The organism is Methanosarcina sp. 2.H.T.1A.6 (assembly GCF_000979455.1).
Classification (GTDB): domain Archaea; phylum Halobacteriota; class Methanosarcinia; order Methanosarcinales; family Methanosarcinaceae; genus Methanosarcina.
This window is the reverse complement of the sequence record NZ_JJOY01000005.1, coordinates 134,387-156,135: the sequence shown is the minus strand read 5'-3', so window position 1 is coordinate 156,135 and position 21,749 is coordinate 134,387. Positions and strand designations below refer to the sequence as shown.

General features: G+C 45.2%; 14 protein-coding genes and 1 tRNA gene. 11 read left to right on the top strand and 4 right to left on the bottom strand.

The genetic code is table 11. From position 1 onward, the window contains the following. Nucleotides 1-84 precede the first annotated feature (84 nt). Nucleotides 85-1,989, top strand: a complete 1,905-nt coding sequence (locus EO98_RS01440) for a uroporphyrinogen decarboxylase family protein (protein WP_048142961.1) — start codon at nucleotides 85-87, stop codon at nucleotides 1,987-1,989. A gap of 59 nt (nucleotides 1,990-2,048) precedes the next feature. On the opposite strand, the gene EO98_RS18110 is transcribed toward EO98_RS01440, so the two are convergent. Then, nucleotides 2,049-2,204 carry a hypothetical protein gene (locus EO98_RS18110; protein WP_156160978.1) on the bottom strand — a complete coding sequence of 52 codons (156 nt, stop codon included), beginning with the start codon at nucleotides 2,202-2,204 and terminating at the stop codon, nucleotides 2,049-2,051. Nucleotides 2,205-2,383: 179 nt separating this feature from the next. Here EO98_RS18110 and EO98_RS01430 point away from each other — a divergent pair, with 179 nt between their 5' ends. The 5 genes from EO98_RS01430 (at nucleotide 2,384) to EO98_RS01410 (ending at nucleotide 8,603) form a co-directional block, all read left to right on the top strand. Continuing rightward, nucleotides 2,384-4,318, top strand: coding sequence for a hydantoinase/oxoprolinase family protein (locus EO98_RS01430; RefSeq protein WP_048142965.1), 1,935 nt, complete (start codon nucleotides 2,384-2,386; stop codon nucleotides 4,316-4,318). 153 nt (nucleotides 4,319-4,471) lie between these two features. Beyond that, complete coding sequence (locus EO98_RS01425; protein ID WP_048142967.1) at nucleotides 4,472-4,696, top strand: hypothetical protein; 225 nt, start codon at nucleotides 4,472-4,474, stop codon at nucleotides 4,694-4,696. 151 nt (nucleotides 4,697-4,847) lie between these two features. After that, complete coding sequence (locus EO98_RS01420) at nucleotides 4,848-5,048, top strand: hypothetical protein (RefSeq protein WP_048143742.1); 201 nt, start codon at nucleotides 4,848-4,850, stop codon at nucleotides 5,046-5,048. 64 nt (nucleotides 5,049-5,112) lie between these two features. Further along, nucleotides 5,113-5,826 (top strand): winged helix-turn-helix domain-containing protein, encoded by a 714-nt coding sequence (locus EO98_RS01415; RefSeq protein ID WP_235283891.1) that lies wholly within the window; start codon nucleotides 5,113-5,115, stop codon nucleotides 5,824-5,826. Between the two features lie 881 nt (nucleotides 5,827-6,707). Then, entirely contained in the window at nucleotides 6,708-8,603 is a 1,896-nt protein-coding gene (locus EO98_RS01410) for a uroporphyrinogen decarboxylase family protein (RefSeq protein ID WP_048142974.1), read from the top strand. A 630-nt stretch (nucleotides 8,604-9,233) separates the two neighbouring features. Here the strand turns inward: EO98_RS01410 and EO98_RS18995 are convergent. After that, entirely contained in the window at nucleotides 9,234-9,392 is a 159-nt protein-coding gene (locus tag EO98_RS18995) for a hypothetical protein (protein WP_156164125.1), read from the bottom strand. 382 nt (nucleotides 9,393-9,774) lie between these two features. Here EO98_RS18995 and mtaA point away from each other — a divergent pair, with 382 nt between their 5' ends. The 3 genes from mtaA to EO98_RS01390 all read left to right on the top strand — a co-directional run bounded on the left by mtaA (nucleotide 9,775) and on the right by EO98_RS01390 (nucleotide 13,258). Then, nucleotides 9,775-10,794 (top strand): methylcobamide:CoM methyltransferase MtaA, encoded by a 1,020-nt coding sequence (mtaA, locus tag EO98_RS01400; protein WP_048142979.1) that lies wholly within the window; start codon nucleotides 9,775-9,777, stop codon nucleotides 10,792-10,794. A gap of 399 nt (nucleotides 10,795-11,193) precedes the next feature. Further along, nucleotides 11,194-12,858, top strand: a complete 1,665-nt coding sequence (locus EO98_RS01395) for a methylamine methyltransferase corrinoid protein reductive activase (RefSeq protein ID WP_048142981.1) — start codon at nucleotides 11,194-11,196, stop codon at nucleotides 12,856-12,858. A 43-nt stretch (nucleotides 12,859-12,901) separates the two neighbouring features. Next, nucleotides 12,902-13,258: a DUF6951 family protein gene (locus tag EO98_RS01390; RefSeq protein WP_052734580.1), complete on the top strand. Its 357-nt coding sequence runs from the start codon at nucleotides 12,902-12,904 to the stop codon at nucleotides 13,256-13,258. A 96-nt stretch (nucleotides 13,259-13,354) separates the two neighbouring features. Here EO98_RS01390 and EO98_RS01385 read toward each other — a convergent pair whose 3' ends face one another. Beyond that, nucleotides 13,355-18,376 carry a PKD domain-containing protein gene (locus tag EO98_RS01385; RefSeq protein WP_048160022.1) on the bottom strand — a complete coding sequence of 1,674 codons (5,022 nt, stop codon included), beginning with the start codon at nucleotides 18,374-18,376 and terminating at the stop codon, nucleotides 13,355-13,357. 660 nt (nucleotides 18,377-19,036) lie between these two features. Further along, nucleotides 19,037-19,146, bottom strand: a tRNA-Met gene (locus EO98_RS01380). 842 nt (nucleotides 19,147-19,988) lie between these two features. Here EO98_RS01380 and EO98_RS01375 point away from each other — a divergent pair. Then, complete coding sequence (locus EO98_RS01375) at nucleotides 19,989-20,372, top strand: molybdopterin dinucleotide binding domain-containing protein (protein ID WP_048134851.1); 384 nt, start codon at nucleotides 19,989-19,991, stop codon at nucleotides 20,370-20,372. A 72-nt stretch (nucleotides 20,373-20,444) separates the two neighbouring features. Further along, nucleotides 20,445-21,749: a formylmethanofuran dehydrogenase subunit B gene (locus EO98_RS01370; RefSeq protein ID WP_048143083.1), complete on the top strand. Its 1,305-nt coding sequence runs from the start codon at nucleotides 20,445-20,447 to the stop codon at nucleotides 21,747-21,749.

Below are 21,749 nucleotides of genomic sequence, written 5' to 3'. Positions count from 1 at the left end.
ACAAAGGCTTACTGAGCAATGAGCCTTAATTGAGCTACTTACTGTTAACCAGGGAATAACTGTAAAAATGGAGGACGTTTTTTTATGGCAGCAGATATCTTAAACCAATTAGCGGAAGCTGTCGTCGACGGAGACGACGACCTTGCAGAAGAACTTGCACAGAAATCACTGGCTGACGGCGTTGATCCCTACAACGCGATCGTCAATGGGCTGGCAAGAGGAATGGCAATTGTCAGCGACCAGTACGAAAAGGGAGAAGCCTTCGTACCCAACCTGCTCCTTGCCTCTGGCGCAATGTATGCAGGTATGGACATCCTTACCCCCTACATGAAGGCAGCAGAATCAGGCCTACAGGCAGTGGGTGTTATTGGAACCATTGAGGGAGACGTGCACGACATCGGAAAGAACCTCGTCAAGACGATGCTCAGTGCCGGTGGTTTCAAAATGATCGACCTGGGAGCAGATGTCCCGATCGAGAAGTTTATCGAAACCGCAAAAGAGAACAAAGTCGACCTGATCTCAATGAGTGCCCTGATGACCACAACCATGACCAATATGGAAAAGGTCATTGAAATCCTCCAGGAAGAAGGCATACGCGACTCCATGGTTGTAATGGTAGGAGGTGCCCCTGTTTCCGAAGAGTATGCCACAGGAATCGGTGCTGACTCAACCCACCCTGATGCAATGCACGCAAGCGCCTGGGCATCCGAAGCCATAAAAGAACTTGAGCCCAAAGACGCAAGGTGGAGCGAAGTGAAGGTCAACCTTGGAAAGATCAAATACAGGGAAATCCTCGCAAAGAAGGTAGTCTCCGAAAAGGTCGACATCGGGCTTGAGACGGCTAACAAGATCAAGGAAGAATTCGAAAGCATCGGTGTAAAGAACAAGGAGGAAATGACCCACATCGACAGGACCGTATCCGCCATGTCCGACAAGAAGGTCGACCGCCTGCCGGTCTACCCGCTTGCCTGTGGTGTGCTCAGGAAGTTTGCCGGAGTCAACTACAGGGACTATGCCACAAACGCAGAAGCTTTCACCCAGAGCGCCTTCCTTGGTTCAAAGTACCTGGACATGGACATGTTCGTGGGCCTTGCCGACCTTTCAGCTACATCCGCTGACTTCGGATGTAAGATCAAATACCCCGAAGACGACACCCCGTCCTCCGAAGGGCACATTAAAGACTATGAGAAGATTGAGGTCCCCGAACTTAAGGAAGGAACCCGCGGCTACGAACTGGTCATGGCCTCAAAGATGGCAAAGGAAAAACTCAACAAGGAACTCAACACCCCCTTCATCGGATTCCACGAAGGCCCATTGCTTACCCTTACCCAGCTGATGGGTGCAGACCGCGTGCTCATGGATATGAAGACCCAGCCGGATGTTGTCCTTGAAGCTGTCCAGAAGTGTACCGACTACATCTGCCAGCTCTCCGAGCTCTTCTTCAGTGAAGGAGCCTGTGATGCCCTCTGTATAGACAACCTCTGGTCAAACAATGTGATTATGAGTGAACAGGACTACTGGAAATTCGACGGAAAGTTCGTCTACGACCAGCACATACCGCTCTTTAAGCAGTATAACCAGCCGTATCTTATCCACAACTGTGCTGACGCCGTGCACTTTGAGACCCAGATAAAGAAATTCGGCACCGCCCTCTACAGCTATGCCTACTATGAGAAATCCAGGGAAAAGGGATCCCAGAACTATGCAGACCTCATCCCCAAATATGGAGACACCTGCTGTATGATGGGAGAAGTTAACCCTGTTGAATTCATGGACGGATCGGCAGCCGGTGTGCAGAAGGTAAAGGACGACACAAAGGTCCTGCTCCAGAACGCACTCCCTGTGCTGAAGGAGAACGGTTTGCAGTCCAAGTATGTTATGTCTTCTGGCTGTGAAATCCCACCAGGCGGCCCCCTGACAACCGTGCAGGCAATGGTTAACACCGTAAAGGAGCTGGGCCCGGAACTTCAGAAACAGATAATGGGGTAAACTCTCCTTAATGGGGTGAGATCACCTCCCCCATTTCGATTAAAATCTGGACAGAATGTTTAATAATAGAATTCAGAGCCCAAAATAAGAGAAATCTCCATAGAACCTGTAAAATCCTGAAAAAACAGAAAAACATCCACAAGCAAGTAAAAACCATATTCTAACCTCCAGAAGGGCGGAGTTAAGACGATTGGGTCTTCTCCATCCTTTTCCATTATAAAAGCCGCAAAGTAAAAACTGTAAGATCTTTTTTGAAAAAGGTTTTTGCCTTTGAAATTATGTCGGGCTCTCAGAATTGTGAGAAAGCAGAGGTAAGGTTGGCTAGAAATGTTAGAGACAGGGACTGAAGCAGATGAGAGAAGACCAGCCATAGAAGTTGCAGAGGAGGAATGTAATGTATCTGGGACTGGGCATTGATACTGGTGGAACATATACCGATGCCGCTATTATGGATATGTCAAACGGAACCGTGATCGAGTCGAATAAAGCGCTTACAACTTATCCTGACCTTATAAGGGGAATAAAGAATTCAATTGAAGGGCTGAACCCGGATGACCTGAAAAGGATAAAATTCGTTTCTGTTTCTACAACTCTTGCTACCAATACCACTCTTGAGGGTAAAGGCTACCCTGCAGGGCTGATCCTTATAGGGCACACTATCCCGAAAAAACTTGCCAGCAATTATGTAATATCAATAGGAGGAGGCCACGATTCCGATGGAAACGAAATTGCTCCTCTTGAAGACCTGGAAACCGTAAAAGAATTTGTAAGGCAGATAAAGAACAAAGTAGCTGCTTTTGCAGTTTCCGGTTATTTCGGAGTCAGGAACCCGGAACATGAACTCAGGGTCAAGGAATTAATTCAGGAAATAACTGACATGCCTGTTGTTTGCGGGCACGAACTTTCCATGAGCCTTGGGGCTTACGAAAGGGCTGTGACAGCTCTCCTGAACGCCGAACTGATCCCGGTAAGCAAGCAGTTTATCAAATCCGTCCAGGCTGTAATGGAAGAAAAAGAGATAAAGGCAACCCTGATGATGATGAAATGCGACGGGTCCCTGGTCCGCATCGAAGAAGCCCTGCAAAAGCCTGTAGAATCAATCTTTTCCGGACCCGCTGCAAGCCTTGTAGGAGCCGCACACCTGACAGGCCTGGACACCTGTGTGACAGTGGACGTGGGAGGCACAAGTACCGATATTGCCATGATTTCCGGAGGCATTCCCGAGATCAGCGACACGGGAGCAAAAGTCGGGGGCTGGAAAACAATGGTAAAAGCGATCAGGATGGACACCTCGGCCCTTGGAGGAGACAGCCTTGTCTGGATTAAGAGAAAAACCTACCTGGGGCCCACAAGGGTGATCCCTCTCTGCCTGGCAGCTTCAGAGTTTCCGGAGATTCTGGAGAAACTCGAAAAAACCGACACTCCAAAAGAAAGCATTATGGATGAGATTATACAGCCGACCTCATTTTTCATAAGGAACGGGGTGAATTTCCCTGAGCTTCTTAGCGAGGAGCTTGAAGAAGATGAGATTGCAATAATCGAACACATGTGGACAGAGCCTCTTTCGGTATTCGAGATTTCGGAAAGGATTGGAAAACATCCGCTTATGTTCGCAGGAACTTTGAAGAACCTGATCCGAAAAAGGCACGTAAGCCAGATAGGGTTTACCCCAACCGATGCCCTGCATGTGCTCGGGGAATATGTAAGATGGGACGGAAGAGCTTCCTTCATAGGCGCTAAAGTCCTTGGAAAGAATCTCAAAAAAGGAGCGGAAGAGTTTTCAGCCCAGGTTAAAGCTGAAGTCGTAAGAAAACTCACCCTTGAACTGGTCTCCTTCTTTGCAGACGATCTGAAGAAAGAAGACGTTGAAAAAATGATAGTAAAGGAGGCTTTCCTGAAATTCCATATAAAGGTCCCGGTGGTACTTGTAGGAGCTCCGGTGAGAGCCTACCTTAAAGAGCTGAATGAAGCAGTGGATGCGGAGATCCGGATTCCTGCATTCCATGAGGTAGGAAATGCCGTTGGCGCTCTTGTAGGAAAAGTAATCCACAGGACAGAGGTCCTTATCCGCCCGACTGCCGCAGGAAATGCAGCATATTCGGTATTCTCTGAGCTTGGAAAAGAAGTTTTTGAGGACTACGGAGAAGCCCTGGATTACGGGCTTAAGCTCAGCCACAGGCTGGTCTCGGAATATATGGACAGTTACGGCCTCGATATGGGCAACGTGGAATTCGACCTGAAAAAGAATGATGTGGGAAGCATTGGAAAATCCCCACTGGAAACCCGCCTGGTCGGACTCGGTGTAGGAACAACCGGAAAACTGGCATAAGAACGTATTTTGGAAGAGCGAGTTTTGGCGCTGGAATGCGAAGATCGGAGTAGTGTCCCGGGAAATAAACGGCAGGGATTGCAGCAAACGGGGAAAAGACATGGCAAGTGAGCTAAAAACACCAACAAGCCCTAAATAGAAAGCCAGGCCGGAATGGCGAAACTGGCAAGGACGATAAGGGACAAGATTCTCATCGACGAGCCGGTAAAAGAACATGTAATACTTTTCCTGGAGGGTACGGGTTTGCCATTTAAAGGTGCCTCCAGGAAAGAAAAGTATATATCCAGAAAACCCCTCAGGGAAGAAGGCTCAGTGATCTTCCTTTGTAATCTTCTTTTAAATCTTCCTTTATTATCGAAGGCAAAACTCCTGAGATAGGATAAGAAGAATAGATCCCTGAGAAATAGAAGTGATCTGAAAAAACATACCCCTGGAAAAAACAGGCCCCCTATAAAATAAAAATCCTCCTGTAAAACCGAAGACCTTCGTGTGAAACCTCAAATTATGATATATAGAGTTAGTCCCAAAGTTGAGGAAAAATACCGTTGCCCTGATGATTGCTATTGTTGTTGCAGTTGAAATCTGCCACATCCGGAGATTAAAAGATAATTCGACTGATTCAGGAACTGAACGGTCAATGGCGGTTCTTAATCGCTGCGGTATAAAAAGGACTATAATGCTGAGAGGAATTACTTTTTATAGTGTCCCGGGGTACGAGGCTAGAAGTTGATATTATGACAGGACTTATAGATTTAATTTTTTTTTCTGAAAAAAGGAAGGAAATTCTGATCCAATTGGCAAATGGACCAAAAAGCGCCGATGAAATCAAAGACGGAATTCATGGAGACGTATTTTCTATAATGCCACAGCTAAAAAAGTTGAAAGACATGGATGTCATTATCCAGAAAAGGGACACCTACGAACTCTCAGATATAGGAAAAATAATTGTTGAAAAAATGCTGCCCTTAACGGGTCTCCTCCAGGTTTTTGAAGGAAATAACAATTACTGGTCAAAGCACGATAGAAGGCCAATCCCTGAGCATCTGATGAAGAAAATACATATGCTTGGAAAATGCAAACTGGATGAGCCTGACCTGGATCACCTCTTTGAATTCCCAAAAGACCTGAAAGAAATGTTAGGCAGGTCCGAGAGGTTAAGGAGCTTTTACTCATTCTTTTGCCCCGAATGCCCTTCAATTCAGGCAACCTGTGCAAAGAACGGAGCAAAAGTGGACCTGATTCTGGATGAAAAGGTATACATAAGACTGAAAAATGATTTTAAGGACACATACAACTTGCTGCTTGAAAACAATGTTTCACTCTATATTTACAGGGGAAAAATAAAGCCTTCTTCCTTCATAATTTCAAATGAATTTATGATGCTGAAACTCTTCGGAAAGGAAGGAGAGTTTGATCACAGAAATATCATGAGTTTCAACAACAGTGCCATTGAATGGGGAAACGAACTTGCTGATTACTACATAGGACTTTCGGAAAAAGTAAATTAAACAAAAAAGGCGGTGCATTCAGCTGCAACCCCGGAAGCTGATTATTTGCGCCTCCGTCAACCATTCCAAATAGATAGTTTTCATTTGCTTTTATGCGACATTTTCCTCTTTTTTCCTGAAAATCTTCAGAAACTTCAATGCTATCAGAAGTTTTCCATCCTCCACTGTAATTAAATTCATGGAATTAATTTCACAGAATTAATTTCATGGAATTAATTTCATGGAATTAATCTCACTGCTCAGTAAAGATTGATTCATGCACAAAAACAATACCCCCAAATATTTTGAGGTAGCGTTATTTTTGAAGGCACCTGTTTTTTTGAACCTGGTTATTCAGCGAGAAAAACTTTTTTCACCCCCTCCCCCAAAAGCCCTCATTTACTAATTTTCTTTTTCTCCAAAATGTCCTGATTAAACAATTTCCCTGCTCTCCCTGAAAGCCCTCCTTTACAGATATTCCTGCTCTCCCTGAAAGCCCCCCTTTGCCAGAGAATAAGGCCTCCTGAAAAGGATACAGCTGAAAACTTAAACATGCCCGCAAAACAGGAAAGGCAAAAAAATAAGAGCACGACAAAATATTTGCAGATTACACAAAAACAGCATCGGCTATGCTATATAATATTGAATGATACTATCAGAATGTAAACAGCCATAGCAGAAAGATGACCATCCGGAGATGGAAGAGCGGCTATTTTCAGGCATGCTGACGAAAGATCGTTAGGTTGGAGAAATAGCTACTGGATAGGCATCAGGTACTGGATAGGTATCAGTAGCTCTATGGAAAAATTAAGGACGGGGATCCTTTAGAGAACCCTGCCCGAAGCAGTAAAAACAGGATGCCAGGATCTGGCATATCTAATCCTGAAAAATGGAGGTTTAATATGGCAAAAGAAGAAATTTTAAACGCTTTAATGGATGCTGTCGTCGAAGGAGACGACGATCTTGCAGAAGAATTCGCACAGAAAGCTCTTGACGAAGGAGTCGACGCATATGAAGCGATCATTGATGGTCTCGCAAAGGGCATGAACGTAGTCAGTGACATGTACGAGAAGGGAGAAGCCTTCGTCCCCAGCCTTCTGCTCGCAGCAGATGCAATGTATGCAGGTATGGAGATCCTGACCCCTCACATAAAGACTGACGCAACCGCTGTTCCAAGGAACGTCGTCGTTGGTACTGTTGAAGGTGACGTGCACGACATCGGTAAGAACCTCGTCAAGACAATGATCACCGCTGCAGGCTACAACGCAATTGACCTCGGTGTCGACGTCCCACTCGATAAATTCGCTGAAACTGCAAAGGAAAATAAGGCAGTTGCAATCTCCATGAGCACCCTGATGACCACCACCATGGGCGGCATGGAGACTGTTATCGAACAGCTTCAGGAAGCAGGCCTCAGGGACTCCCTCGTAGTCATGGTCGGCGGCGCACCCATTTCCAGGGAATACGCAGAATCCATCGGAGCAGATGGCACAGCCGGTGACGCAAGCGGAGCAGTCGAAAAACTTGCCTCCCTCCTCAGCGCACTTCCTGCCGATACATGGAGCGAAGCCTCAGTTTCAGCAAGCAAGATGAAGTACAAGGAAATCCTCGCACAGAAGGGCACCAAGGAAGAAATCGACGTTGGGCTCATCACCGCAGAGAAGATCCTCGCAGAGTACGACTCCGTTGTACCCAAGTTCAATGAGACCATGACCAAGAAGGAAAGGTTCGTCTCCGCATTCCAGGACAAGAAGGTCGACAGGCTCCCGGTAGCACCTCTCATCTGCGGTCTCTCCAGGAAGTTTGTACCCTGCACCTACGCAGACTACTCCACCAAGGCAGAAATGTATGCAGCCAGTGCAGTCGCAGGTACCAAGTACTTCAACATTGACAACTTCGTAGGCCTTACCGACCTCTGTGTTGTCGCAAGTGACTTCGGTGCAACCATCAGAGTCCCTGAAGAAGACACCCCTGCAGCAATCGGTCACCTTGAAGACTACGAAACCATGGAAATCCCCGAGATCAAGGAAGGTACCCGTGCATACAACCTTATTCAGGGTAACAAACTCGCAACCGAGAAGGCAAAGGCAATTGATGCACCTATCACAGCTCTTTTCGAAGGCCCAATGGTAGCCCTGACCCAGATCATGGGAGCAACCCGTGTACTCTCTGACCTCAGGACCAACCCCGACGTTGTCCTCAAAGCCCTTGACCAGACCACCGAGTACTGTAAGGAAATGGCCAAGATGATGTTCGAGGAAGCCCAGCCCGACAACCTCTGTCTGGCAACTCTCTGGACTAACAACATCATCCTCGGAGCAGACGAATACATGAAGACCGAAGGAAAGGTCATGCAGAACGTCTTCGCCCCGCTCTACAAGGAGTACAACAAGCCCATGGTTGTCCACAACTGTGCAGATGCCCCTCACTGGGACCTTATGAGCAAGTGGAACACCCAGTACTACAGCTACACCTTCTACCCCGAGCAGGTAAGCAAGGGCTCCAAGGACCACAAGTACCTCATTGAGAATTACGGGAAAGATGTCATGTTCGCTGGGGAAGTCAGTCCTATCGCATTCATGGACAACAGCCCCGAGAACATATCAAAGATCAGGAACGACACAATTGACCTCCAGAAGAGCGTCCTGAACACTCTCAAGGAGAATGGAATGCAGTCCAAGTACGTGATTGCAACCGGTTGTGAAGTCCCACCAAGAGGTCCATGTGACACAGTAACTGCCCAGTCCTACACTGTAGCAGAAACCGGTCCGGAACTCTACAAGAAGATCATGGGATAAACCCACTGATATCACCCAGTCAAAAAAGGCAATGTAAAAATTGCTGTTTGAGGGGACGGGCATTTTTGTCCGTCCTCTTATTTATGAAACTTTATGTATTTCCAGAAGCTTTCTGGACCTTATTAAGAATGACACTTGTATAAGTGAAATTAATTCTGCAGATGCCGAAAAATAAATCCAGCGAAATCTATATATATTAAGTCAAATCTCCGCACATTAAACCACAGATCAATAATTCAAATAAAATATCCACGTATTAAGTCAAAACCCCATATTTTAAATTAAATAATCACACATTCAGTTAAACCTATAGAATTCAAAGAAAATAGAATTCAATGGGATTTCCACACTCTCTCCACACGAAGTCCTGAATTACAAGGCAAAATATCACGCTGATGACAATGCCCATCCCTCTCAAAAGGCATTGTTATCCAATCTCCAAAAAAGTGAGTAGACCAGAAAAACTTCCCTAGAACACATATTTGCCATTTTAACGTGCCTTAGGAGAAGTAAAGTCTAAATCCACGGAAAAACGGTTCAATGCTCTCAGCCTCAAACCTCCAGGCAGGAGAGGGCAATGAGCCGAAATAAAAATCAGGAAAGAAGCACTGTTCAAGCTCTGTTGCCATTTTAAGAGCTGAAAAAGTGCTGCCAATCCTGAAAAACCTCCAAAAGATCGGCATGCCCCGGAAACTGCAGGAATCCTCCGAGCAGGAAAAGGGGCAGAAATCCGATTATTGATAATAGAACGTCAACGTTACCCGACAGTCCAGGGATCTTTATTCTCATGCTCTGCTTCCTGACAGAGTTTCATTCTATCCACTTCAACCCTGTATAAATCCATGAATCTCTTTTAATCCATGAATCTCTTTTAATCCACAAATCTCTTTTCTACAAGCTTTGTTTTGTGAGACTCTCTGAATCTTATTTTTACAAGCTTTGTTTTGTGAGACTCTCTGAATCTTATATTTACAAGCTTTGTTGCCATAGCAAAAGAATGAGCTGAAGGCGCATATTTGTCTTCAGAAAAAGCATTTTTGCATGGATTTATATAATTTGTACACAGATATTTTAACTGAAAAATATAAAAGTGATCCAGCCTGTAATAAATATCCAGAAGAAGCCAATTATGAGGCTTAAGTAACAAAAGGATTTTTGATGGCAGGTTTAAATGGCAGATCCAGACCTGAGAGACCGTTTTCTGAATACCCTGACAGGAAAAGCTGTGGATAAAGTGCCAGCTCTATCGGTTACCCAGACCGGAACCGTAGAACTTATGAAAGAGAGTGGAGCTGCATGGCCTGAGGCTCACTTTGATGCGGAGAAGATGGCAGCTCTGGCACTTTCAGCCCACACTTTTGCAGGCCTTGAAGCCGTGCGCTACCCTTTCTGCCTCACTGTGCTCTCGGAAGCCATGGGATGCAGGATTAATCAGGGAAGATACGATATCCAGCCTTCTCCGGGGTCTCACCCTTTTGCAAAGGAGCCGGAAAAGCTGGAGCTTCACCCCGACTTTACGGAAAGAGGAAGAATACCACTGATTTTTGATGTGACTTCCATCCTGAGGAAAAAAGTAGGAGAAGAAGTTCCACTTATAGCAGGTATGGAAGGTCCGGCATCCCTTGCTTCAAGATTGGTTGGTACGTACAATTTCCTTACCTGGACACTTAAAAAGCCCGAAATATTAAAAGAATGCCTTGAAGTCACAAGAGCAGTCTGTTCCATATACACAGAAATGCTTTACGAAGCCGGAGCAGATGCTGTCTGCATAGTTGATGGGATAGCAGGACCTGACACGCTTGACCCCAGACATATGGATGCCCTTATAAAACCGGAGTATGAAAGGTTCTGCAGGTCAGGAAAAGGAATAAAACTCATACATGTTTGCGGGAACTCAACCTCTATCCTTAAAACTCTTTCAAGATGCGGTTTTCAGGGGATCAGTATAGAAGAAAAAGTAACCGACCTGCGAGCTGCAAAAAAACTTGTTGGAGGAAAAACAAGCCTGATAGGAAACCTTTCCTCTTCAGGGGTAATGCTAAACGGAACCTGCGAAGAAATAAAAGAAGAAGCCAGAAGATGCCTGGAGGGAAGAATTGATATTCTTGCCCCTGGCTGCGGGATTGCCCCGAAGACCCCGATTAAAAATATAAAGGCACTTGTTGAAGCGAGAAACGAGTATTATAGATAACATTACAAAATAAATACATTGCAAAAATCAGAAGTTTTTATTATTACGATCCTTTTTTTACGAAGTTTACTGACAAATATGTTGTATATGCCTTAAAAGAAGGGCCTCCGGAAATCAACCCCCCGGAAAAATCAATGCACCCTCAAAAATCAGCACCCCTACTAAAATCAAGACCCTTCACGACAAGCCCCGAATTATGTTATATACATTTAAGACTAAAACTTAGTTAAAGACAAATTAAATAATAGTGAAAACGCTGCGCAGCCCATTTCACTCCCTGGATTATATCCAGTTCATAACAGCCTGATACAGCGGATAGGCTCCAATTTATTTTTTTTCAATTTTCAATCGCTGCAAGTGGAGTAAGAATTTTCAATCGCTGCAAGTGGAGTAAGAAAAATGTATGGGATCGCACTTGACCTGGGAACCAGCGGCTTTAGAGCGCAGCTTATAGACCTGGAAACAAAAAAAGTAGTAAGAACCGCAATGACGATGAGGCACCCCCTTCCGGGGGGCAATGTGATCGACCACCTGGACTTTGCCCTTGAAGTAGGGGAAGATATTGCAAACAATATCGTACTGGACGCAGTAAAGAAGATCATTGAGACCCTGAATGCAGATCCAGCTAGCATTAAGAAACTGGTGGTATGCGGAAACCCGATCCAGCTTTCCCTTTTCCAGAACTCTGAAATAAGAGACCTCGCCTTTGCCGGAAAGAACATGCAGAAAAGGCTTGGAGTCGAGAATGTGGACAGGAGTGCCAGGATCTTTCCGGCATCCGAAATTTTCAAAGGTGTTCTGGACCTACCGAATTGCGAAATAACCGTACCTCCGGCTATCGCCCATGAGATAGGAGCCGATGCCCTGGCGATGATGATCGAAACCGATTTCCTGAACCAGAAAGAGGTCTCCATTGTCACTGACTACGGCACGAATGCAGAAATGGCAATAAAAGTAGGGGATAGGATCATCACCGGCAGTGCGGCTGCAGGGCCTGCCATAGAAGGGCAGGGAATCAGCTGCGGGATGATTGCAAGCCCGGGTGCGATTTCAGACGTGAACTCCGAAGGGGAATACTGGCGTCTTACGGTCCTGAATGAAAAGATGGAAAGCAAAACCGGAGACCTTGTAAACCCGGTTACTGGGGAAATCCTTGAGAAGGGCGAAATCGAAGCTGTAGGTATTACCGGTACAGGCGTAATTGCAGTTATCGCAGTTGCCATGGAAACGGGCCTTATGGAGCAGCCCCCTAAACTGCCCAACGGGAAGCTGATCCTTGGAAAAGACATAGAAATCACCAGCGAAGATATTTCCGAAGCCGGAAAAGCTATAGGGGCAATCCACGCAGCCCAGCTTGCACTTATTCTGGAAGCCGGAGTAACCTTCGAAGAGCTCGAAAACGTCTACATGTCCGGAGCCACCGGAACATATGTGGACTGCAAGAAAGCCAGGAAAATCGGCTCCTGCCCGGATTTCTCAAGAAAAGCCGTACAGTTCGGAAACACTTCCATGGCCCTTGCCAGGGAAATCCTCCTTGACGAGTCCAGGCTCAAAGAGGTCATCGCCCTTGCCGGAACTATAAAAGCCGACCACCTGATGATGGCGACCAGCGAGACCTTCAAGAACATCTACACCTGCGAACTTTCCTACTGGACCGAGGGCATGAGCATGAAACTATACAAAAAGTTCATGAGAATGTACAAATATCCCCCTCTCCCGGAACCCGTAGAGAATGCAGTGCTGGAAAAAAGGGCAGCTAAAGATATCGAGGAAACAGGAGATGTCCCGATAGAGATCGTAGAAGACGTGGGGATCACCCTCGAAGTCCCTGTGGAAGGCTGCCTCTACTGCAAGCGCTGCAACGAGGAGTGCCCGGAAAATGCCCTTGTAACCATCGAGAAAAACGGAAGTTTCTTTGCAAGCTGCAGGACTCAGGACTGCCTTGGGACAAGCTGCAGGCGCTGCGTACGGGCCTGCCCGATAAAAGCAATAGACTTCAAGAACATCGCAGCTCTGAGTGTAAACGGACTTCAGAGAGACAGTATGACCGGCGGAGTATATTGAAAGGAAAACTCTAAAAACATATCAAATAGCAGGGGCTTTGAAAATGATAAAAATAAATGTATCTTCCTGCATGTGCGGTTTTAGCCATACGATAATGGGAAGGGTGAAAGGAGACAGGATTATCATAAAGATCGATACCCCCTGCGAAAAATTCAAAGAACTCACCTACCTGGAATTCCCTCTTCAGGGACTGCCCGATAATCAAAGTAATCTCACCATGGAGATGGAAAGACAAACGGATTGCTCCCTCGAATGCACTAAGGAATGCGCCCTGGACTGCACCAGGGGATGCCTTATTCCCCATGCAGTTTTCAATATCTGCAGAATAGAAAGGAAGCTTCCGGAAACGCCTATTCTTGAAAGTACGGAATACACAGTTTCAGAGTGCAGTGACTATTGATAAGTGACTTCCCAAAAATGATGCATTGAAAACTGGATTATTTTTCAGGGCTAAAAAAGTCAGGAAGGAATTAATTCCTTCCTACTAAAATTCGAATTATTTTTTCTCTTTTGTCTGCCGGTACACCAGGTATGCCCCTATAATAAGGAGCAAGAGCAGAATCGATATCGAGAAACTGATCTTGTGCCCGGTTTCCTGCCCGCTGACCCCTTCCTGATCAAGCTCCGTGGTGTTCTGCCCCTCTTTGTCAACATCAAGCTCTCTCGAACCCGAAGCACTATTTTCTCCTGAATCATCAGATTCTCCCGAAAGAGCAGAGTCCGTATCTTCATTCCCGGCATCATTGACATTTCCATCCTCAGCTGCCGAAGAAGCAGGAACAATAGTAGCCGAACCGGTCCCATGACCTCCACTGTGTGGAGTAGAGACAGGTGGTGTGGAGATATTCTCGCCTGTTATGGAGAACGGGGAAAAGCCTGGAGTCTCTGCACGGAAATAGTAATATTTTGCATCTGAACCGGTCTCCCAGGTATTAAGAAGCTGCCATTCCCCATCGTGGTATCTGTTCAACCGGACAGTCCCCGGAACAACTTTTTCCATCCAGGACCTGCTGACTCTGAAATCAATAAACTTTGAGTCGGAACCGGTCTCATTCATAACCGTATGGTTGCTGAGGTGAATGTTCATATGCTGGTAAACATCACCTTCGGGGTTTTCTGAAACCTCAGACGCCCTATCATTCAGGACTTCGACAAAAATGGAAACATTTCCGGCTGAAGAAGCATTGAAAGAGACTCCGAGGATGCTGTTGTCATCGGTATTGTCCGGGTCCTCCGTGAAATCAAAGGTCACAGATTCGTTCCTCTGTACTTCCCTGACCGGCAGCACTACCGTGTTATTGATATTTTCTTTGCTTTCCGCGGAATCTGTGATAATGAAATTCCAGGTATGGTTTATAGCAGCACTGCCGTTTGAAACTCTGGTGGTTACGGCATACTTGCCCGCAAAGAGACTGCTGTTTTCAACACTTGTGTAATTGTTCTTGAAATCCCCATTTTTCCAGAGAGCTTCCGGGGAGAGGACAAGAGACGCATAAGCATTATTTTCCGCGTTCCCTTCAGAGGACTCTTTCCCGTTCACGTACCAGGTGAAATTACAGAGCATATGAGTTGAGATGTTGAACTCCTGGTCAGGGTCTCCCACGTGCAGCAGTTTCAGAGCTTTCGGGTTATAGTCAGCAATCGGGGTGACTGTGACCTCGTTTTCACCTTCAACGGATATGGATACCAAATCTTCTGCCGAAACGTTCCCTTTGATTTCGAAGATCCCAAAGTCCGAATCAAGCGGAGCTTTCAGAGTGTAAATCAGCTGCCTGGACTCGCCTGCCGAACAGTTTTCCCAGACCCATTTATTGGAGGATGAGTCGAATTCAGCGCCTGCGTTGTCTATGGGAATCAGAGTCCAGCCCTCAGGAATATCTTCGACTACGGCGAGGTTCTTGAGGTCCCAGGCGGTTTCAACGGAAAGGTTTACAGTAAATTCCTCACCGGGATAAACACTTGTTTTAGACAGATTTCTCTCTGAAATTACCGGATGTGCCAGGACGTTGATGCAGTCCTCCACAACCTTCGTATCATTTCCATAAGCGTTGGAAACGTACAGGGTCACATCATAGCTTCCCGGAGTTTCATAGGTATGGACCGGATTTTTCCCGGTGTAATCGACCTGCCCGTCCCCTTCAAAGTCCCATTCCCAGGAAACGGCATTGTAAGACTCATCGGTGAAGCTTACAGTCAAAGGCGCAGGACCTCTGATAAGGCTTGCCGAAAAGTTTGCTGCGGGAGGGAAGGGCTGTATTGTGACATTGATGAAGTCTTCAACGGTCTTATTTACCGTTGTCCCGTTTCCGCTTGCATCCAGAGTGACATTATAGAGGCCGCGTTCCTCATAGGTGTGCACAGGATTTCGTTCATTTGAGCCGCTCCCGTCCCCGAAGTTCCATTCAACTGATTCGGCATAGCTTGAATTATCCATAAACTGCACAGTCAGTGGATAAGGGCCAGTGGTCACGTTTGCGCCAAAATCAGGGATTGGGAGAAGGGTGACGTTGAGGTAATTTTCAACTGTCTTTGTCACGGAAGTCCCGTTGCCGGTTGCAGTCAGGGAAACCGAATACAGGCCAGCAGCAGAGTATGTATGGATCGGATTGAGTTCATTTGAGCTGTCCCCATCACCGAAATTCCATTCAAGGGTTTCAGCGTACTGAGACTCATCAGTGAACTTAACTGTCAACGGGAAAAGTCCTTCAGTAATGTTTGCACTGAAAGCAGGGACGGGAGGAATGGTCACATTGATGTAACTATCAATGGTTTTAGTCACTGAAGTTCCATTTCCGGTTGCGGTAAGGGAAACAGTGTACAGACCAGCTTCCGAATAAGTATGAACAGGATTCAGGCCAGTTGAACTGCTTCCGTCTCCGAAGTTCCATTCAACAGACTCAGCGTACTGAGACTCATCAGTGAACTGGACTGATAGCGGGAAGGTACCCTCAGTAACATTGGCACTGAAGTCAGGAACAGGAGGAATTGTAACATTAATACAGTCTTCAACTGTTTTTGTAACGGAGGTTCCATTTCCGGTTGCTGTAAGGGAAACCGTATACAGACCAGCTTCCGAATAGGTATGAACGGGATTCAGGCCGGTTGAACTGCTTCCGTCTCCGAAATTCCACTCAACAGACTCAGCATACTGAGACTCATCAGTGAACTGGACTGATAGCGGGAAGGTACCCTCAGTAACGTTTGCGCTGAAAGAAGGAATGGGAGGAATTGTAACATTAATACAGTCTTCAACGGTTTTTGTCACTGAGGTTCCATTTCCGGTTGCTACAAGGGAAACGCTGTACAGACCAGCTTCCGAATAGGTATGAACAGGATTCAGGGTAGTGGAACTGTTTCCATCTCCGAAATTCCATTCAACAGATTCAGCATACTGAGATTCATCAGTGAACTGAACTGTCAATGGGAAGGTACCTTCAGTAACATTGGCACTGAAGTCAGGAACAGGAGGAATTGTAACATTAATACAGTCTTCAACGGTTTTTGTCACTGAGGTTCCATTTCCGGTTGCTGCAAGGGAAACGCTGTACAGACCAGCTTCTGAATAGGTATGAACAGGATTCAGGGTAGTGGAACTGTTTCCATCTCCGAAGTTCCATTCAACAGATTCAGCATACTGAGATTCATCAGTGAACTGAACTGTCAATGGGAAGGTACCTTCAGTAATGTTTGCACTGAAAGCAGGAATTGGAGGAATTGTAACATTGATGTAGTCTTCAACGGTTTTTGTCACTGAGGTTCCATTTCCGGTTGCTGCAAGGGAAACGCTGTACAGACCAGCTTCTGAATAGGTATGAACAGGATTCAGAGTAGTGGAACTGCTTCCATCTCCGAAGTTCCATTCAACAGATTCAGCATACTGAGATTCATCAGTGAACTGAACTGTCAATGGGAAGGTACCTTCAGTAATGTTTGCACTGAAAGCAGGAATTGGCAGCGCTTGAACGAATATATAATCTTCCCGGACAGATGTGTTGGAGCTGCCTTCCGAATTGTTCACTGTTAAGGATACGGTGTAATATCCAGGTTCAAAATATGTATGTGTGCAGTTTTGAAGTTCCGAACTGTTTCCGTCTCCAAAGTCCCAGCTCCATGATGCTGCATTTTCGGACCTGTCATAAAAACTCACAGTAAAGGGCTGGATTCCCAGTGTCACGTTGGAATCAAAGTTTGCCACAGGAAGAAGCAAAGGAGCGGTCCATTCGACGCTTGCCTGATTTGACGTGAAGGTCTCGCCTGCGGTGTTCACAAAGCTTGCTTCTATAAGGTCAGTACCCGTGAAAGTCCCAAAATAGCTGAAATTAGCCCGCCCGGCTGCATCCGTTGTAGCAGAGCCGCTCTGACCTGCATTAGAACCTGAGACGACCACGAAATGGACCTCTTTTCCCTCGAGAGGATTTCCATCATCGTCCTGCGCCATAGAGGCGAGGGTATATTGAGACCCGACAGAAACGTTTCCGGAAACAGGAGACAGGAGAATCCCTTCGCCTACCATCGCAGTAGTTGATTTCAGGAAAACGTATGAAAAGAAGATATTGTCATCCGTAGAAGGATTATAAGTGTATACCGTGATATTTGTGGCCCCATTGTCTACGAAAGGCAGAAGGTTGTAAAGTTCGTCGTCAGTTCGTGAATTGCTTGGGCCTGCTAATGGATCAGAAGGATTTTCATTGCTGTCATCCAGCCCTCCCACTGTAAGGAGTCCATCGCCAAAGATGTTTCCGTCATCTTCACCACCAGCCGAACTTGTAACCCTTTCTCCGTTTACATCAACTTGACTGACCTGGCCACCCCCGTTAGCCTGGTAACTGAAGGATATGCCAAGGCCCATATCAATCACAAGATCCGGGTTACTTTTGTCGAGAGGTTCTGCAAGTTTTATTTCAAAAGTGTCTCCCGCAGGGTCCTGTGCTCCAAAAGCCAGTATAACGGTGTTGTCAACCTTCTGAGAAGGATCGTCAAAAATCACTACAAGAACACTGCCATCAGTATACCCCGGATTCAACTCTGTAATAGTAAAATTAATTCGACCAGCCGGTTCGGCATCAATTTTTGGCTTTATTAGAGATGTCACATCTGTCCAGTAGTTGTGGCATGTGGCATCGACTGAGGTATCCCAGTACACAGCATTCCCATCAATCAAAACACTTCCATTGGGCACCGTGGATGACCATACACCTGTGGCAAGCAGGTATGCATCCCTTACGGTTGAACCCGAAGAAGGTTTTTCCACCTGAATAATACCACTGCCGGAAGTCCCAAGCCCGTCCACAGAAACATTTATTTTCCCGGTTTCCGTGACCATGGGTTGCAAAGAAGTACTTGAAGAGCTTCCTCCAACAAGTGTGTGGGGAGTGTTTAGAGTCAAATCTTTTTCCAGGGCAATGCCCGGGGTCATTTCATTTTCTGCACTTACCTGTAGAGGAAATGAAGAGAACAGAATAAAAGCTGCAAATAAAATAGAAATAGCTTTTACAAGAGTTCCGGATTCGGATTTCATTTTTCACACCTAAAATCGTTTTCAAAGTAAATTTGTTACAGTTAAAGAGCAAGGTTTGGCTAACAAATATAAGACTGGATGAAAATTTCAGAAAAATATATTAGATAACCAGAGAAATTAATAGTTAAATACAATTCCAAAATATTTTAATTGATTTATTAAATTTTTAAATAAGTATGGGAATTAATAATATAAAAAAGTTAAGTTTAAAAACATAAAAATTAGAATAAAAAATGATGATGAATAAGCCTGCATAAGCCGTCATTCAGAAAAGTAAAAATATAGAGATTCATATGAATCAATCTTCCGCAGAAGTCCACAAAAATGAGGGATAAAGTACTAAAAAATTTGCAAATTAGAACACCCTTATGTACAAAAAATAGAAAAAATATTATACATGATATAAAAAAATAATTAAGTGAGTGTAAGAAACTGCTTACCCTTTATCAGCTTCAAAAAAGAGAATACTCAATTACTCAATAATCCTCAAATAGCCAATAATTAAAGAAAGTAGAATCCTGAAAAATGCATTTAAAATCTTGAAAAAGTGGCTTTTAATGTGTTTATCAGGTTGAATATTTCCAGATACCAAAAAGCACATTGTATTAGAAAAAGAGTCAAGTGCCAGAAAAAGAATCAAGTGCCAGAAAAAGAATCAAGTGCCCGGAGCGTGACTCGAACACGCGACCTCCAGATATCTCAGGAGATTAAAGACGCCTCATATAAGGTCCCTATGAGTCTGGCGCCCCAACCGACTAGGCTATCCGGGCTTGCAACACACAAATGTATTAACATATATTAAAGGTTAACGATCGGAATTGGGGAAAATGGGGTTTATCATTATTTTTGATGTGAAAAATATAACTCAAGAATGGAAAAGATAAAACGGTCAGTTCTCAGAACACATGAAGAGCATCAGTGAACACGTTATGTTAGAGGTGACATAATAGGGTAATATATAATAAAAGGAAATTATCTGGATATAGCCTATATAACGACTAAAAATATAATTAATAAGTGATATATAAGCTTTCAGGACGATTTTTAAAAACAGGGAAAGCAGGAAAGAGCGCCCGTCAGGGACTTGATCAATTATATCCAAACACATAGGCTGTAAATAGATGTAAATCTGGATAAATATATATAAATCATATAATTATAATGAATGATCGAAATAAACCTTCAGTCAAAGGAGCTGCCCGGAAGGTTCCATTTTCCATGCCGGTAAATCCTTTAAAAAAATCACTATCAGAGGGAATTAGTTCCGATTACACTTTCGAGAAGTTAAGTCTTCAATAAATCAGCTCCAACAATATATTTACTAAATAGTTAATTCAGGGCATTTAATTCCAAACTGAGCTCTCCCAATTTCCCATTGACTCCAAAACTAAAATCTCTCGAGACAGTCCCCCACCTCAGATTAACCATCAGTCCTGAGCAAGGCACCTGAGTTTTCAGGCCGAAAAGGTGTTAGAAAGTAGAGAATTTGGGATTGACACTTAAAAAAATGACACTTAAAAAAATGACACTTAAAAAATTGACACTTAAAAAATTGATTCAATTGATTCAGCTTATTGAGATACCTGGATTATATCCCAGATGAGGAATTTCCATGAAAATAAAAGCAAATCTCATATCCGGAAGGACCGCCGACCAGGGCGCACATCTGGAAGCAAAAACACACAAAGGTTATTTTGATGCCTGTGCTTACTGCGAACTGAACTCCGCAGACCTTGAGAGGCTGAGTGCCTCTGAGGGAGACAGCCTGAAGGTTACCACCGAGTTTGGGGAAGTGGTGGTATTTGCAAAGGCAAATGAAGGGAATCCAGATGGCCTTGCCTTTATCCCCATGGGTCCCTGGGCAAATGCAGTGCTGAGCCCTGACACACATGGCTGCGGGATGCCAGGATTCAAAGGTATCCCTGCGGAAATCGAGGTCACGGATGAAAAGCCTCTGGACATGAAGTCCCTGATGAAGAAGTATTTGGAAGATTAAAGGTCCCCTGAAACGAGAAATTCACATTTTCATCCAGGTCCGGAGAAACTGGAAAAATTCGGAGGAAAAAATATGCCAGTAATTAAAGACGCAGTATGTTCCCTCTGCGGGTCCCTCTGCGACGATATCACAGTCACTGTTGAAGATAATAAGATTACAAAAATAGAAAATGCCTGCATTCTCGGGCACAGCAAGTTTGTCGGCATGTTCGAGCATGACAGAATAGAAACCCCGATGATCAGAAAAGATGGGGAACTTGTGCCTGTCTCCTATGAGGAGGCAATCGAAGCTGCCGCAAAAATCCTGGTAAATTCCAGGAGGACACTTTCCTACGGCTGGTGCTCTACCTCCTGTGAGGCGATCAGCGGAGCAATTAAGCTTGCCGAAGAAACCGGTTCAGTCATAGATTCTACAGCAAATGTCTGCCACGGGCCTTCAGCCCTTGCTGCTCAGGAGAAAGGGTCTCCTTCAGCCTCCCTTGGAGTAATAAAGAACAGAGCAGATGTAATCGTCTTCTGGGGCTGCAACCCTGTGCATGCGCACCCCAGGCATATGTCCCGTTACTCAAGCTTCTCAAAAGGCTTCTTTACCGAGAAAGGACGGAAAGCCAGAACTATGGTAGTTATTGATGTCAGAAAAACTGACACTGCAAAACTCGCTGATAAATATGTGGAAATTGAACAGGGCTCAGACCTGCTCCTTATAACTGCCCTCCGCTCGATTGTAAACGGGCATGAGGATGTCATTCCGGAAACCGTTGCAGGTGTTCCTAAGGCTGAACTCCTTGAGCTTGCAGAAACTCTGAAGAACGCAAAGTTTGTTTGTATTTTCTTCGGCATGGGAGTCACCCAGTCCCGATCAAAGTACAAGAACGGAGATGCGGTATCTTCTCTTATTTCTGACCTTAACCAGCACACAAAAGCCGTAATGATCGGAATGCGTGGGCACTATAACGTAACCGGTTTCGGGCAGGTAGCAACCTGGGAGACAGGTTTCCCGATGGCGATCGACTTTGCAAAAGGATATCCCTATTACAACCCCGGAGAAACCGGAGCAAACGACCTGCTTGTGCGTGAAGAGCCGGACGCTGCAATTATAGCTGCAGCTGATGCCGGAGCCCACTTCCCACAAAAAGCAGTCAGACATCTTGCAAGGATTCCTGTAATCCAGATTGACCCGTATGCCAACCCTACAACCGAGCTTGCAGATGTGGTGATCCCATCGGCAATTGTGGGAATCGAAGCAGAAGGGACAGCTTACCGTATGGACGCAATTTCCCTCCGCATGAAGAAATTGATTGATTCAAAATTCAAGACCGACGAAGAAATTGTAAAAGACCTGACTACAAAGGTCAGGGAACTGAAGAGAGGTGCATAA

What these genes read in the sequence shown, in the direction of transcription:
- EO98_RS01390 (WP_052734580.1), top strand. Translation starts at nt 12,902, where the DNA reads ATGATAAAAATAAATGTATCTTCCTGCATGTGCGGTTTTAGCCATACG.
- EO98_RS01430 (WP_048142965.1), top strand. Translation starts at nt 2,384, where the DNA reads ATGTATCTGGGACTGGGCATTGATACTGGTGGAACATATACCGATGCC.
- EO98_RS18995 (WP_156164125.1), bottom strand. Translation starts at nt 9,392, where the DNA reads ATGAGAATAAAGATCCCTGGACTGTCGGGTAACGTTGACGTTCTATTA.
- EO98_RS01385 (WP_048160022.1), bottom strand. Translation starts at nt 18,376, where the DNA reads ATGAAATCCGAATCCGGAACTCTTGTAAAAGCTATTTCTATTTTATTT.
- mtaA (WP_048142979.1), top strand. Translation starts at nt 9,775, where the DNA reads ATGGCAGATCCAGACCTGAGAGACCGTTTTCTGAATACCCTGACAGGA.
- EO98_RS01440 (WP_048142961.1), top strand. Translation starts at nt 85, where the DNA reads ATGGCAGCAGATATCTTAAACCAATTAGCGGAAGCTGTCGTCGACGGA.
- EO98_RS18110 (WP_156160978.1), bottom strand. Translation starts at nt 2,204, where the DNA reads ATGGAAAAGGATGGAGAAGACCCAATCGTCTTAACTCCGCCCTTCTGG.
- EO98_RS01370 (WP_048143083.1), top strand. Translation starts at nt 20,445, where the DNA reads ATGCCAGTAATTAAAGACGCAGTATGTTCCCTCTGCGGGTCCCTCTGC.
- EO98_RS01395 (WP_048142981.1), top strand. Translation starts at nt 11,194, where the DNA reads ATGTATGGGATCGCACTTGACCTGGGAACCAGCGGCTTTAGAGCGCAG.
- EO98_RS01375 (WP_048134851.1), top strand. Translation starts at nt 19,989, where the DNA reads ATGAAAATAAAAGCAAATCTCATATCCGGAAGGACCGCCGACCAGGGC.
- EO98_RS01425 (WP_048142967.1), top strand. Translation starts at nt 4,472, where the DNA reads ATGGCGAAACTGGCAAGGACGATAAGGGACAAGATTCTCATCGACGAG.
- EO98_RS01410 (WP_048142974.1), top strand. Translation starts at nt 6,708, where the DNA reads ATGGCAAAAGAAGAAATTTTAAACGCTTTAATGGATGCTGTCGTCGAA.